Below are 14616 nucleotides of genomic sequence, written 5' to 3'. Positions count from 1 at the left end.
GTTTAAAAAAGGAGCGCATTGCGCTCCCTGGTTATTTTGAGTGGTTATATATACTGACTTCAACTAAATGAGTAAATGACCCATTAATGCAATAATCGGTAGTGTTACTAAGGTTCGTAGAATAAAGATAACGAATAGCTCAAAAAAGTTAACCGGTATTTTACTACCAATTAAAAGAGCACCTACCTCGCTCATATAAATAAGCTGAGTAACCGATAAAGCAGCAATAACAAAACGGGTCAAATCTGATTCTATAGAGCTGGCCAAAATGGATGGGATAAACATATCGGCAAACCCTACCACAATCGTTTTCGAGGCTTCGGTAGCTTCTGGAATATGCAGCAGTTCTAACAGCGGAATAAATGGCATACCTAAGTAATTAAAAATAGGCGTATGCTCAGCCAACACTAATGCGACGGTACCAATAGCCATAACAACAGGGATAACCCCGAATATCATATCGACAACGTTTTTAATCCCTTCCGTTAGCACATGCTTAATTCCACCTGCAGAAGATGCGCGTTGCATTGCTTGATCAAATCCCCACGAAAACACACCATGATTGGCTGGGATCGTTTCGTCATCTTCATGGCGAGGGGTATTATCAATATACAGATCTTTCTTCCATGATAGCGGCGGTAATTTAGGGACTATTATTGCAGCAACAAAACCAGCTAAGCACACTGTCAGATAGAACGGCACAAACAAGTGCTCAAGTTTGACCTGTGATATCACCACTAAGCTAAAGGTTATCGATACGGCAGAAAAGGTTGTACCAATAACAGCAGCTTCGCGTGCAGTATAGAAACGGGTTTCGTATTGTTTAGTGGTCATTAAAATGCCCACACTGCCATCACCTAACCAAGATGCCATGCAGTCAATAGCACTGCGACCAGGTAAATTGAATATTGGGCGCATTACTTTGGTTAATAATGTGCCAAAAAACTCCAATAAACCAAAATTGAGCAATAGCGGTAATAACATGCCAGCAAAAATAAATACTGAAAATAGTACAGGTACTAAATCATTCAGAACTAAGCCACCCGTGGCCGATGAAATAATCGCTTCGGGGCCCACTTGCAAATAAACCATGACGATAAAAATTGCGCCTAGAATGCGCACCGCTAACCAAAATAAATTCACTTTCAGTAAAGTGCGTAAAAAAGTACTTTTACGTACGAATTTAGGATTAATGAGCTGTGTGAGTAACGAGGCCAATGCCATTAATACTACAATGCAGGTAACAATAAGCTGAATCGAACTGCCCATTTGGCTTTGCAACGCTTTTGAGATGATTGCAATCGGAATGGTAATCGAACCTTCGACATTGATAGGCGTCATAAACAGTAACAAGCCAATCAGTGACGGAATAATAAAGGTGAGAATTGTTTTAATGTTATGTTTTTTATGTGTCACGTTAAATACACCTTACTTATGTGTTCTAAGTTGGCCAGCTGTGCTACCCAACTGTTTATTATGGACCAAAATTGAATGTCCATTCAGTTGTTTTTTTGGGTAGGCAAGGTTACCCCCTTATTTGCTGTATGTAAAATGATAACTTAATCGAATAGATATTAGTTAAATGTGAGTAGATATTTACTTTAAGAAATTGTTGGGGTATATGGTTAAAATCTAATTTAATCAGCCTGTTGAAACTTTGTTGCGGGTGTGTGTTATCTTTGGATCTAGCACTTTTTTATGGTTTGTATGCCATTAATAAACATGGATATGATGACGGTTCATGACCACTTTTATTAATGGCTATCAAGTAGCGTTTATAAGGTTAACGCGCTGGAGTATTGGGCTCAAGGGAATAGTCCATGCCCGGTAACCCTAACCAATAGCCATTGCAATGATGATTGATAATCGATGCCTGTTTATTGTCATTAAACTGTTTATTAATTAGCGATTTACTATTAAGCGGCTCTTCTGTTATTTGTGTTAATACATCAGTAAGTTCTGAACCCATGGCTATATCGGCTAATTTATTGGGGGATATACGCCAATAATCAATCCCCATGTCTATCATTTGTGGAATTTGGTTAATCAGGTTTACCTGCGCCGCAGATTGAGTTTGAATGCCATTTAAGCGGAGTAACGGTTGTGACTCTTGAGTTTGAGCCAGTAAGCCTTTGCTATGGCGTTGGCAAATAGTTTGACACTTATCTTTTGGCAATTGGTAATGTTTGGCGGTAAAACAGCGTGCAGAATGTGCCAAGGGTAAATAGCCGTGACCGAGCACCTCTATTTCAAAAGCGGGTTTATCGCCTTGATTAATGACGGTGTTTAACCACTGCTGTGATAATTCACAAGGCATGACAAAACGATACATCCCTTTTTGGTGCAATAAATCAAGACTGGTCCGATTGTAATTATTGATTGTTGGCCCACACACAAAGGGGACTTTCGCTTGGTGCGCATAATGTACTGCAGCCATATCATTCGCTTCGATACTAAAATCACCATTATCAATAGCTCGTTTCAGTTCATTAAGCTCAGATTGTGCTTCTATCAAAGCCATGGTTGATAACACCACATGTTTGCCATGAGACTTAAGCATATTGGCGAGATCTAGGTAGTCGTTAAACTTCAGTTCACGGCGGCGGCTGCATACGGTTTCACCTAAATAAACGCTATCGATGTTACTCAATGCTACTTGCTGATAAAAGTGCTCAACGTCAGATTTTGACCAGCAGTAACTAATTGGAGCGAGAGATATTTTCATTGTAAAACCTTATTGCCATTGACGCTCGTAAGCGCCCAATGTAGTGATTTGTCCTTCGGATACTTTTGCTAACGCTTGCGACCATTGTGGTTGCTCGCAAAAAGACTCGGGGTTGGCTAAATAAGTGTCGATAGCGCTACGCCAAACGTGGGTGACTTGGCTGACGTAAGCAGGGCTTCGCTGACGTCCTTCTATTTTAAGTGATTTAATTCCCGCTTGGGCGAGCTCGGGTAACAAGCTTAAGGTGTTTAAACTGGTAGGTGACTCCAGTAAATACTTTGCATCATGATCGTACTCAGCAACATAACGGCCTTTACAGACCACTGGATAACCCAGTTGTTGGTTCGCATCAGCTTTATCGATTAATACATTATTGAGTCGGGTCAATTTATCGCTGCCAGAATCTTGCCAGCGCACATGATTAGCCGGGGAACATGAGCCGCCGGTATTAGGTGATTGTCCTGTTACATATGATGATAAATGGCAGCGTCCTTCAGCCATGATACATAAACTACCAAAAGCAAATACTTCAAGCTCAACAGGGCTCACTTTAGCTAAATCTCTAACCTGTTTAATCGACAACACTCGTGGCAATACTGCTCGTTCGATATTAAAAGCTTGTTGATAAAATGACAGAGCCCCTAAGTTTGTGGCGCTGGCTTGTACCGATAAATGTAGCGGAAGGTGCGGATAATGCTGGTGGGCATAATCGAGTAATGATAAGTCAGCTACGATGAGGGCATCCATTTCTAATTGTGCGGCTAAATCAACGGCCTGATACCAGCGCTGTTCTTCGCCGGGTTTCGGAAAAGTGTTTAGGGTTAAAAATACCTTTCGCCCTTGGCTTTGGGCCAGTTTTGTCGCTTGTGCCAGTTGTACTGCAGAAAAGTTTAGACCTGCAAACGAGCGCGCATTAGTGTCATCTTTTAGTCCGAGGTAAACCGCATCAGCGCCAGCGTTCAGAGCGGCTTTGAGCGACGCTAAATTACCTGCAGGGCATAAGAGTTCCATGTTGGTGTTCTCATTTTTTTCAAAGAACAGGAGTGTAAATGTGATTGAGTTAACATGATTTGATTTAAAACAGGTTTCGTTAGATAAATTGCCAGTAAACTGACTTGATTATTGGTTCAATTTACAAGTAGGTACTCTCGATGGCTCAAGCATTTACACAACAATTATCGGCGCACTTGTTACATTTCGCGCCTCAAGTAAGCCGTCGCTCGCTGAACTTGATGCCTGAAGCGTTAAAAATAATCGTCATTAATAAGCTGCTTAATTTAGTGTTAGCGGAACAATTGAAGGCAGATGAACTCCATTTTCTCAAACAAAAGTGGGTAGGCATTTGTGTTGATGATATTGGTTTGCGTTTTGAGGTGGGTGTCGAACAACAACTACGAGTGCGTGCTTTTACTCAGCCTGATGTGACATTAAGTGCCAATGTGCCTGAGTTAATTTTGGTTGCAGCAGGCAAAGAAGATCCCGACACGCTATTTTTTCAGCGTAAATTACGTATAGAAGGGGATACAGAGTTGGGGTTAGAGGTTAAAAATTTATTGTTGTCTATAGAGTTAGATAACTTACCCAAACCTGCTCGGATCGGCATTGAGCAACTGGCAAAAGTATTACAAACATTAACAGCCAGTGAATAGTGATGGTGTTATTTGACTATAAAAATCGGCGCATTAAGCGCCGTTTTTGCAGATACTAGATGCTAGATGCTAGATGCTAGATGCTAGATGCTAGATACTAGATACTAGATACTAGATACTAGATACTAGATATTAGATGCTAGGTACCTAGGCACTATCTATTAGCTCTTAGTTGCTCAATCCTGAGGTTACACATTGCCCGTGAGAGCAGCGTATTTTAGTAATAGCGCATCATGTGACTCGACATGTTTTGGGTCGGGGTCGATACAATCTATAGGACAAACAGACACGCAAGTTGGCTTGTCGTAATGACCTACACATTCGGTGCACAACGCGGGATCGATTTCATACACCTCTTCACCCATAGTAATGGCCTCATTAGGACATTCGGGTTCGCACATATCACAATTGATACAGCTATCGTCAATGATTAGTGCCATAAAAAACCTTAATTTAAGCTGGTTGATGAGGGTTTCGGGTATCCATTCCCTCAGGTAAATTACGCATTAACATGGCTTTGTCGATATTAATAGCTGCTGGAAGCGCTAGAAACACAAAATGGCCTGAGCCTAAAGCAGAGTCAATCGATTCGCCTTTGCGATTTATTAACCATTCAATAGTGATAACAAAATTACCTTCAGTTGTCATTATTTCAACACTGTCACCGACTGAAAATTTATTTTTTACATCAATTTCAGCCAAACCCTCAGCATTTCGTTTACCGGTGAATTCACCAACAAATTGCTGGCTATCACTCACAGAATGGCCATATTGATAGTTTTGATATTCGTCATGAACGTGACGACGTAAAAACCCTTCGGTATAGCCACGATGCGCCAAACCTTCAAGGTTGTTCATTAATGTGCGATCAAAGTCTTTGCCAGTAGCGGCATCTTCAATTGCTTGGCGATATAATTGTGCGGTGCGCGCGACATAGTAAAAAGATTTAGTACGACCTTCAATTTTTAATGAATCAATCCCCATTCTGGTTAAACGATCCACATGTTGAATAGCCCGTAAATCTTTTGAGTTCATAATGTAGGTGCCATGTTCATCTTCAAACGCAGGCATATACTCGCCAGGACGACCAGCTTCTTGCAGTAGCACTATGTCGCTACTAGGTTGGCCCGAACCTAATGTAGGGCTCTCAAACTGTACGGTTGGAGCCACAGGGATGATATCGCCAGTCTCTGTTTGCTGTGCTGGGTGCACATCGTATTTCCAACGGCATGAGTTGGTACAGGTTCCTTGATTAGGATCGCGTTTATTCATGTAACCAGAGAGCAAGCAACGGCCAGAGTACGCCATGCAAAGTGCGCCATGCACAAACACTTCTAATTCAATATCTGGACAACGTTGGCGAATTTCTTCAATTTCATCCAATGATAATTCACGCGATAAAATGACTCGCTTGATGCCTTGTTGTTGCCAGAATTTAACCGATGCCCAGTTAATCGCATTTGCTTGAACCGATAAGTGAACCACTTGTTCAGGAAACGCTTCGCGGACCATCATGATAAGCCCAGGGTCAGACATGATCACCGCATCAGGTTTCATCGCGATCACCGGTTGCATGTCTTTAATATAGGTTTTTAGCTTGGCATTATGTGGGGCAATATTACTCACCACATACAATTTTTTACCGAGGGCGTGAGCCTCTTCAATACCGCTGGCAAGTGTCTCCATTTTGAAATCATTATTTCTAACTCGTAAGCTATAACGAGGTTGGCCTGCGTAAACAGCATCAGCACCATAAGCAAAGGCGTAACGCATATTTTTAAGCGTACCAGCAGGAGATAATAATTCAGGTTTAAACATGTTTTTTGACCTAATTGAACATTGTGTGATGAAAGGGTCGAAGCTTACTTAAGGATATTAGCGAGGACAAATATAGCCTTGGTATTTGTGAGGTTGGTTGTATTTTTATTGTATCGAAGGAATTTATAACTGTTAAATCAGCACAGAAAGATATAAATAATTGAGTTGTCGTCAGTTGAGTAATCGCAAACGTTATCGGTTTGGGTATATAATCCAACATTAGAGACTATTTATTTATGGAGAACCCATGTCTACGGAACATCAACTCTTGGTTGGACTATTAAAAAAGCTCAAAGATGATGCTTTAGTTTTACCAACATTACCTGAAGTGGCCATGCGTGTTCAAGAAGTGGTATCTCGTCAAGATTCGAGCCTTAAACAAGTAGCAGATATTATTGGACAAGATGCGGCTATTTCAGCCCGTATTATTAAAGTGGCAAACAGCGCTTTATATTCTCGTGGTAATAAAGCAGAAAGCATAAATGCCGCCGTTAATCGTATTGGTTTAGTGCAAATTAAATCCATTACCACGTCAGTTGCCATGGAACAGCTCTTTATCTCAACCAACGAAATGGTGTGGGAGGTGATGGATGAGGTATGGAAGACCTCTATTGAAGTGACAGCTTCATCTTGTGCGATGCTTGAAATGTATAACAAACGTCATCCCACTAAAAAACTAGACCGTGATACGCTTACCCTTGCGGGATTGGTACATAATATTGGTGCATTACCAGTATTAACCGAAGCAGAAGTTCACCCAGAATTGTTTAGCCGAATTGATGACTTACGAAGTCTCGTACGTAAAATGCAGGGGCCGATTGGTCGTGCGGTATTAAAAACGTGGGACTTTGCCCCAGAAGTTATGGAAGTGGTGGAGCGTTGGGCTGATCTTCATTATATGCCTGAAAAAGTGACTTATCTCGACTTTATTCGTTCTGCGGCATTTTATACTGGTGAACTTAGAGCCGGTGAAGAGTTAGAAGAAAGGTTAGGTGTCTTTGTCCTACGAGGTTTACCTGTAACACCAGAAGATCTTGCTAGTGATGAGTTTATTGATATGTACCATTCAATTAAGCAAAGTTACGAATAATGCTATGTTAAGTGAGTTTCACGGATATTAATCAATGAGTTAACATTAAATGATTAATATCTAAGTGAGATTTTTTTGATGTTTAAATAACCGATGACTAAAACTGTAACATGATGAATACTTAATGAATTATTTGCTAATAACAGTGTTATTTATGATTGTGATTATGCTGTGCACCATTGCATTTCTCCATTGGCGTCAGCATCGTTTTATTAAACAATTAACTCACTCGTTAGAATTACAATTACTCAATCAAGATTCATTTAACATAGATTCTCCTGCCAAATCGTTAAAACCGCTCATTAATGTCCTCCATCATTTACATCAATCAAGCCTATTTAGCACCGAACGAGATAAGTTAACCGGATTAGCTAATCGTGTCGGCTTTAAACGTAAAATGTTGTCAAAAATGCCTATTTCAGAAGGTATGTTAGTGCTGGTGGATATTCGACAATTTCGTTTTGTGAATGATTTATTTGGTTTTTTATTTGGTGACAAATTGCTGAAAGCTTTTGCCAAGCGGATAGATAACCTGAACTGTAAAGCACAGTTCATCGCACGTATGAACGGTAATGAATTTTTGTTGTTTTTCCAGCAACCGTTGACTGTCGAGCAGTTGCAAACGATAAAAAATGATTTACAAAGTCCATTTGAAATAGAACAACAGCCAATCAGTATCAAAATGCAGCTCGGAGTATTGTCGCTCAATGAGCATCATGCCGATGTCAGTTTGATGCTGCGCCGTTTAGATTTAGCACTGAAGAAAGCCAAAGCATTAAAACAGCCGATTGCTTTTTACGATCAAGATGATGATAAAGCACAATACCGAGAATTGTTGATTATTAATGGCTTGCCTAAAGGGTTAAAGCAAGGTCAATTATTTATGGTATTTCAACCAAAGCTAGACATAAAAAGCGGCCGATGTAAGCAGGTTGAAGCGTTAATTCGTTGGCAACATGAAGGCTTAGGATTAATTTCTCCAAATGAATTTATTCCATTAGCGGAACAGACTGGAATGATCGATATTCTGAGTAGTTGGGTGTTAGATAACGTATTGGCTCAACAAGCCAAATGGCGAAATATGGGGGTTTACGTTAATGTAGCCATTAATTTGTCATCTACTGATTTAGATAATCCAAACCTTGCTGCCGATGTCGCCACCAAACTATCTCAGTATCTGGTTCCTGCCGAAACCATTACCATTGAAATTACTGAAAGTGTGTTAATGAAATCGCTCGAGCAAACGATTGTTACCTTAAATCAATTACGTGATATTGGAGTTAAACTTGCGATTGACGATTTTGGTACTGGTCATTCTTCTTTAGCTTATTTGCGTCATTTGCCCGTTGATGAAGTGAAAATTGATAAAGCTTTTTTAGATGAATTTGAAACATCTCAAGCGGCGAAACAAATTGTTAAGACCAGTATCGAGCTGGCTAAAAATTTAGGTTTTGAAGTGACGGTTGAAGGGGTTGAATCTAAGTCTGTTTTAGATAGGTTACATCTTTTTGGAGTAGACACTATTCAAGGTGATTACTTTGCTAAACCATTGACAGCCAATGAGTTTGAACATCTTTATCCGCAACTTAATTATCAAAAAATTAATAATCCACACTTTAGTGATCCTAAAAGTTAATTTCTTCAACGTTAAATGTCGTTGTGTCTGATGGTTAATTACTTAAATCCTGCTGATAAATGAGCGATTAATTCTACAGGCATAGGTGCAAGTTGACGCTTCTGGTTCATGCAGACCATTTCAATTGTAGCGGTTACTGCAGGTTTTTTAGCATTAGGCCGCCATATTTGTTGTTTCCATACGGTACGATATTTACTTTCAAAATAAAATTGTGTGCGCACATCAATAATATCTGCAAACTCAACCCCATCGTGACATAACATATCGCTGCGATAAACGGCAAAACCCAATTGTTGTTGCTGCCAAAGTTGGCTGAGTACATCTGCGCCGATGACATGTTCACGCGCACGCTCGAAATATTTTAAGAAGTTAGGATGATATACCACACCAGAAAAGTCGGTGTCCTCATAATAAATTTGTACAGAAAAAGAGTGAACTGGGCTGTACTTGTGCTCTACAGAGGGGTGACTCATTACACTATGACCTTATATTATTGATATTGTGGTTATGTCGTTAATCATTTGAAGGCAGAAGCAGCTGTTGGTACTTACCTTGTCTTTGTAACGTTAGCAGCCCTTTGTCGAGTAATTGGCTAATGTGCTCTGCTTGAGGGTTAAGTTTAGAAAATGCGACGAAAATTTTACTGGTATGATTATTAAACTTAGCTTTTATATTACGGCTAACACCCATCTGTTCGATGTAAACATCAGCAACAAGGTCATACATAATGGCGGTATCAATTCTGCCTACTAATAATAAATTGATTAATTGGCGCTGGCTATTTACCGTGATGACGTGTAACTGCAGCTGTTCAACAAGCGTCGTAAATTCGTCGCCGTACTCATAACCACTCACAATACCAATCGTGCTTTTTATTGGGATCTGCCATTTATTATCCGCAATGGTAGGGTGTTCTTTGGCAAAGAAAAAAGAAGCTGTTACTGTAAACAAAGGTTCATTACCGAATATAAATCGGTTAATAGTGCTTTGCTCTTTTGTCACATTAAAAACGCCATCAACCGAACCTCGCTCGGTCATAATCAAACCACGAGTATAGGGTACGACAATAGTAGAAACGTCAACATCAACTTGCTTAAAAGCCTGTCTAATAAGGTTATGGGAAATACCATTACCCACTTCATCGGCAAAAGGAGGCCAACTATCTTCTGCCGCTAAAGTGATTTTTAGTGGTTCTGCCACGGCGATGGTCGAGTTAAATGTATATAAAACTCCCACTGATATGAATATCAATTGGATGAATAAACGAGCTCGTTTGGGCATGGGAATGTAATCAAAAATTAGTTTTTTGTAACGTATTAACGACATATAATCCTTTATAGAAGTGTCCTGCTACGGCCCAGCAAGAATAACACTTTTGCAAATAAAGTGATATTCCCAATCATGTGAGCCCTCTCATTATTGATTTAAATAATAACAATGTAATGCGATATGAATAAGCATTTCACAGGTAATTATCTGCCTTGAAATGAATGTGTCTTCGCATCAATAACGAGAGTTTAAGGCACCTTATTAGGGTTAGTTTAGAATACAGATTGATAGGTAACAGCATCGTTAGTGAAGGTTATGTGTGTTTGCAGACGTCGCAGTAAGTCGTTAACAGTTTGGGTGCTGCTTATGCATGAATCGCTAATAAGTTACCGCTCTCATTATTCGTTTTCAACTTCAACATATTCACATAAGGTTAACTTGTTATGTAGAAGACATACTTCTAATTGAGTGACATCAAGAGCATGACTGAATAAAAAACCTTGAACTATTTTACAATTATACTGTTTCAATTTAAGCAGCTGAGCATGAGTTTCGACGCCTTCTGCAATGACATCTAATTTCAGCTCATTACCTAAGGTAATGATGTTTCGTAATACTATATTGCTGGTTTCTTCAGGCAAAATACTGCTTAAAAACCCCTTATCAATTTTTAAAGTATCAATGGGGAACTGGGTCAAATAGTTTAATGACGAATAACCTTTGCCAAAATCATCTAGGGCAATACGTACGCGTAATTGTTTGAGTGCTAATAGAACGTCTTGTGCTGTTTTTAAATCTTTAATGAGTAATGACTCGGTTATTTCAAGTTCAAGATGATGAGCCGGGAAGGTGGTTCGTTCTAAAATGGCAGCAATGTCATCAACAATAGTCGGTTGTGATAATTGTACCGGTGAAATGTTAACCGAAATATTGCCTCTCAGTATCCCTTGTTGAAGCCAGCGATATCCTTGCTGACAGGCTTGTTCAAGTACCCATAATCCAATATCGATAATTAAGCCACTGTCTTCAGCTTGATCAATAAAGCGGCTAGGAGAAATCATCCCGTGTTGAGGGTGATTCCAACGAAGTAACGCCTCTAAACCGACAATCTCATGTGTATCAACGCAACATTTTGGCTGGTAATGCACTTCAAGTTGCGCATCTGACATGGCATTATTTAGCTGATCTTTAATCAATAATCTTTCTAATAGTGCCGTGGATAATGTTTCGTTAAAAAAGTAACTTCCGTTTCGCCCATTTTGTTTAGCTGCGTACATGGCGGTATCAGCATGTTTTAATAATGTTTTGGCATCTTTACCATCTTCCGGGAAGCATGCCACACCAATACTGGCAGAACTGTTTAGCCAATATTGATTAATTTGATAGCCTTTGTTGAGCGTTTGACGAACTCGTTCAATGATATTAACTAAATCTCGGTTCACGTCGGCCGCAACTTGCTCGTATGGAATGATTAAGGCAAATTCATCTCCGCCGAGTCGAGCCAATACATCTTGTTGGCTTAAACAATGCTGAAGCCGTTTACCAACTTGGATAATGAGCTCATCGCCTACGTCATGGCCCATAGAATCGTTAACTTCTTTAAAGTGATCTAAATCGATAAACACCACAGCGGCGGTGTTGTATGGATTAGACATAAGTAATGACAGTTGTTGATTAAAATGAAACCGGTTTGCCAATCCCGTTAAGCTGTCAAAGTTAGCCCGGCGACTGAGCTCTCTCATTTGTTTGATTCGAGATAACGCAAACAAAATCATAATCAATATAATCATGGTGCCCGAAGCAATTAATGCGTAATACCACCAGGCTTTTTTTATGTTAAATGCAAATTCTGCCTGTTGGTTGCTCCATATACCGTCGCTATTGGTGCTTTGTACTTTAAACACATAATCACCAGCGGCTAAATTAGTGTACATCGCCCGAGGTAATAATGTGGTCAGCCAATCCTGATCGAACCCGGCTAACATATATCGATATTGATTCCGTTCAGGGGCAGTATAGTCTAATGATGCAAATGAAAACTGGATCATGTTGTTGTCGTAATCAAGTATCGGCTTCGGGGGAGGGTTATGGCTGTTAATATTAATATACGATTTATTGGCTATTTTTGCCGAAGTGATATGCACCGGAGGCGCAAAATCATTTTGGCTAATAGTGTCGATATCTATCTGTATCACCCCTTTATTAGTACCTAATAGTAACTGGTGTTGATAAATGGCTATTGCGGCTTCATTAAAGGTTAAGTTGTCGGTGTTAATCACGCTGGGATAAACACTTATTTTAGCGGTTTTTGGGGTATATTTGATCAACGTATGCTGGCTCGTTAGCCATAAATTACCTTGGTCATCACCAATGACGGCTTTTAAACGGTTATCTGGTAGGCCTTGCTGACGTGTAATGTATTCAATGGTAAATCCCTGAGGTACATTTGATGTTGGAATTATTTTTGCTAACCCGAGACCTTGGGTTGCTGCCCATATAATGCCTTGTTTATCTTGGTAAATACCGCCTATTCGGATGTTCTCTCTTTCATTACCTAAGCTTAAGTGTGAGGTGATATCCGTTTTAGGATCGATAATGAAAATACCATTGGTGGTGGCTAACCATAACTCACCTTGGGTAGCGATTAAACTGTCGAAGGTGAAATTCCCACCTGAAGTATAAAGATTATCCGCATCGTTAAAATAATGTTTTATTAAACCTTTTTGCGGGTTAAATAGCATTACGCCAGCGTCTAAATAGCCAGTGATCCACACATTGCCTTCTTGGTCTGGGTCAACAGTATAGAAATCAGTATTAGGAAAGCCATAGGGATTATTCACTTTATTACTAAAGTGTTGCACAGTGTCAGAGCGTTGATCATAAAAACTCAGGCCTTCAGCGTCAGAAAACCACAGATTATTATCTTTGTCTGTTGTTACGTTCCAAATATTGTTTATTAATGATGGAGTGGTTTTATCTTTTAAAGGTCCTAATTCAACCGTTTTATTATCGATGTTTATCTTATCGATACCCTTATTTGTTGCTACCCAGGCATCACCTGATTGCGTTAAGGCTATTGCGTAAACATTGCCTCCTGATAGCTCTGATTGGCTGGCAAGGGGTTTATACAGTCGACTTGATTTTTTCAATGGCGTGTAAAAGGCCGCACCTTGGTTAGTCGCAAACCAAATGATTCCTGAATGGTCGATAAATACATCATCAACATCATTGGTCGGTAATGATTGTTGATTAAACGTTTGTGAGGTTAACCAGTCAAAATGTTCGGATGCGACAGTTAAATTTGCCGCACCTTTATCGGTACTAATCCAGATATGTTGATCGTCTTCAATCGCTATGCTGGAGATGTAGTTACTGGGAATTTGTCCAACCTTTGGTTGTTTTGGACTAAAAAAATGCTGGAATGTGTTGTCGTTAGGCATAAATTTAATCAAGCCAAAATGTTGGCTACCAAACCAAAGTTGACCATGATTATCTATTTGACTCGTCAGAATGTAATCATTAAATAAATCTGCCGTAGCAACGGCTGAACCTGTAGTGGATATTGCTTGTGCTTTATCTGATTGATATAGCTGCATTGTTGTACTGTTGGGTTCTAATAATGCGAGACCATGGTCGGTCCCTACCCAAATACGGTGTTGAGTGTCTTCAACGATGCTGTAAATAGATGTTTCTACAGGAGTATCTTGTTGGTTTAAATATAATGGAACCGAGATGAAATCGGTTCCATGCTCTGTTTTATATTGTAACCCACTGCCAGTACCTATCCATAGCTGGCGTTTTGAATCCAAGTATAAACGCATTATCCAATTGGTGTTTTGAGCGAAAGGCTGTTGTGAGGTGGGGTAGATGTTAAGTTCATCATCGACGGTGAGTTGATTAAGACCGTCTTCAGTAGCAAACCAGATATTGCCTTGTGCGTCTTCGATAATATCTGTCACAAAGTTATTCGATATATGTCTTTTGGATCCCGGTGAAAACTGAAAGTTTATAAACTCTTGGCCATCATAACGGCTCACACCAGCATCGGTTGCAAACCATAAAAATCCGTTTTTTTGTTGATAGATAGAGGTGATCATGGTTGACGGTAAACCGTCAGCAATATTGAGCCTATCTATTTGAAACTGTTCTGCGTTTGTGGCTGAAATAAAGGCAACTGAAAGAAGTAAGCATAACAGCGAGCATAACCATCTTTGGAAAAAGAACACCATCAGAGACCTTATTATTATTTTTATAAAAAACTGATTTTGATACCTATAATAACAGGATGATATATTGTAAATACAGTCACTATTTTACACAACAAAATAATAACATTGTTTGTGGGTTTGGGATCTACTCATCTTCCTTTCATCAAATTTAAACCGTATTGATGAGAAGAAACTTGTGTAAATGAAGGCTGAATGGCTGA

11 protein-coding genes are annotated in these 14616 nt (G+C 39.6%); 3 read left to right on the top strand and 8 right to left on the bottom strand.

Features of this window, described 5'->3' with window-relative positions:
* Nucleotides 1–63: 63 nt before the first annotated feature.
* From CXF88_RS04525 to CXF88_RS04515, 3 genes are all read right to left on the bottom strand, one after another.
* Nucleotides 64–1416 (bottom strand): YjiH family protein, encoded by a 1353-nt coding sequence (locus tag CXF88_RS04525; protein ID WP_101085705.1) that lies wholly within the window; start codon nucleotides 1414–1416, stop codon nucleotides 64–66.
* A 367-nt stretch (nucleotides 1417–1783) separates the two neighbouring features.
* Nucleotides 1784–2725, bottom strand: a complete 942-nt coding sequence (locus CXF88_RS04520) for a U32 family peptidase (protein ID WP_101085703.1) — start codon at nucleotides 2723–2725, stop codon at nucleotides 1784–1786.
* 9 nt (nucleotides 2726–2734) lie between these two features.
* A complete protein-coding gene (locus CXF88_RS04515; protein ID WP_101085701.1) occupies nucleotides 2735–3736 on the bottom strand; it encodes a peptidase U32 family protein in 1002 nt (333 codons plus the stop codon).
* A gap of 140 nt (nucleotides 3737–3876) precedes the next feature.
* Between CXF88_RS04515 and CXF88_RS04510 the strand changes: the two genes are divergently transcribed.
* Nucleotides 3877–4374 carry an SCP2 sterol-binding domain-containing protein gene (locus CXF88_RS04510; protein WP_101085699.1) on the top strand — a complete coding sequence of 166 codons (498 nt, stop codon included), beginning with the start codon at nucleotides 3877–3879 and terminating at the stop codon, nucleotides 4372–4374.
* Between the two features lie 188 nt (nucleotides 4375–4562).
* On the opposite strand, the gene CXF88_RS04505 is transcribed toward CXF88_RS04510, so the two are convergent.
* Nucleotides 4563–4814, bottom strand: a complete 252-nt coding sequence (locus tag CXF88_RS04505) for a YfhL family 4Fe-4S dicluster ferredoxin (RefSeq protein ID WP_101085697.1) — start codon at nucleotides 4812–4814, stop codon at nucleotides 4563–4565.
* A gap of 13 nt (nucleotides 4815–4827) precedes the next feature.
* Nucleotides 4828–6192: a tRNA 5-hydroxyuridine modification protein YegQ gene (gene yegQ / locus CXF88_RS04500; RefSeq protein ID WP_101085695.1), complete on the bottom strand. Its 1365-nt coding sequence runs from the start codon at nucleotides 6190–6192 to the stop codon at nucleotides 4828–4830.
* A 247-nt stretch (nucleotides 6193–6439) separates the two neighbouring features.
* Here yegQ and CXF88_RS04495 point away from each other — a divergent pair, with 247 nt between their 5' ends.
* Entirely contained in the window at nucleotides 6440–7282 is an 843-nt protein-coding gene (locus CXF88_RS04495; RefSeq protein ID WP_101085693.1) for an HDOD domain-containing protein, read from the top strand.
* A gap of 124 nt (nucleotides 7283–7406) precedes the next feature.
* A complete protein-coding gene (locus CXF88_RS04490) occupies nucleotides 7407–8918 on the top strand; it encodes a bifunctional diguanylate cyclase/phosphodiesterase (protein WP_101085691.1) in 1512 nt (503 codons plus the stop codon).
* 38 nt (nucleotides 8919–8956) lie between these two features.
* Here the strand turns inward: CXF88_RS04490 and CXF88_RS04485 are convergent, their stop codons facing one another.
* The 3 genes from CXF88_RS04485 to CXF88_RS04475 form a co-directional block, all read right to left on the bottom strand.
* Nucleotides 8957–9391, bottom strand: coding sequence for a thioesterase family protein (locus tag CXF88_RS04485; protein WP_101085689.1), 435 nt, complete (start codon nucleotides 9389–9391; stop codon nucleotides 8957–8959).
* 40 nt (nucleotides 9392–9431) lie between these two features.
* Nucleotides 9432–10118: a transporter substrate-binding domain-containing protein gene (locus tag CXF88_RS04480; RefSeq protein ID WP_242445095.1), complete on the bottom strand. Its 687-nt coding sequence runs from the start codon at nucleotides 10116–10118 to the stop codon at nucleotides 9432–9434.
* A gap of 467 nt (nucleotides 10119–10585) precedes the next feature.
* Nucleotides 10586–14416, bottom strand: coding sequence for an EAL domain-containing protein (locus CXF88_RS04475; RefSeq protein WP_101085685.1), 3831 nt, complete (start codon nucleotides 14414–14416; stop codon nucleotides 10586–10588).
* Nucleotides 14417–14616 lie beyond the last annotated feature (200 nt).

It is taken from the genome of Shewanella sp. ALD9 (assembly GCF_002836315.1).
Lineage (GTDB): Bacteria > Pseudomonadota > Gammaproteobacteria > Enterobacterales > Shewanellaceae > Shewanella.
The sequence above is the reverse complement of the archived record's forward strand: the minus strand, read 5'-3'. Positions and strand labels throughout refer to the sequence as shown.